At 69.6% G+C, this 895-nt stretch carries 1 protein-coding gene; it reads right to left on the reverse strand.

Annotated features, from left to right (window positions below):
• Positions 1-751, reverse strand: a 751-nt coding sequence (locus C1I93_RS30755) for an endonuclease domain-containing protein (protein WP_309148229.1), incomplete at its 3' end; no start/stop codon positions are given.
• Between the last annotated feature and the right edge of the window lie 144 nt (positions 752-895).

Here is an 895-nt window from a genome sequence, read left to right on the forward strand (position 1 = left end):
GTATAAGAGACAGGAGGGCTTGGCGGACTACCCAGGGGATGTAGCCGGGGTCGAGGGTGTCCTGCCAGGTGAAGCGGAGAATGGTCCAGCCGGCGTTGGTCAGGCGGTTCTGGCGACGGCGGTCGGCGAAGATCGCGTCCGGTGTGCTGTGTGGGCCCTGACCGTCCGCTTCGGCGATCACTCTGGGGGCGCGCCAGCCGAGGTCGCCGATGCCGAGTAGGTATCCGTCGTCGTCGCGTACTTCTATCTGCAACACGTCTGGCGGCACCCGGCCGTCGACGCAGCGCAGCCTGGAGCGGGTCTCCAGCGGAGACTGGGCCCGCCCGTCCGCCTCCGCGAGGTAGCCGCGTGCTGCCGTCGCACCCCGTCTGCGCCTGATCCGGCGTGCTATCGACGCCAGGTCCGTTTCGGCCAGCAAGCCTCGGTTCAACGCCGAGTCCAGCACCGAGACGGCCGGGTAGCGCCCCACCCGCAGGATGACGTCGCTGACCGTGGAGACGGCGTCAGTGGCCGGCAACCCGTTCAGCGTGACAAGCGCGTTCGGCGCATGCTCCAGCTGGTGCAGCACGACGTGCGGTTGCCCAGCCCGCGCCCGCTTGGCGGCCAACCCCGGCAGGCCGATGTGAATCTCGTCGGTTGACGCCAGGCCGGAAATACCGTGGAGTTCGGCCGCGGTTCCCAGCACCGCGTACGCCGCTGGCCCCAGCGACAGCAACACGGCCCGGACCTGCTGGCGCCGGGACGGCTGCACCGCTGAGATGGGCTGCGGAAGGTAGACGGCTCGCGCGAGCGACTGCCAACGCCCGAAGGCGACAAGGTTGTCGACCTCATGCCGCGTGAGTCCCAGCGCCAACGCCTGCCCACGACAGATCAGCCCATCCTGCCGCCCCGCAAC

This window comes from Micromonospora endophytica (assembly GCF_003236305.1).
GTDB lineage: Bacteria > Actinomycetota > Actinomycetes > Mycobacteriales > Micromonosporaceae > Micromonospora > Micromonospora endophytica.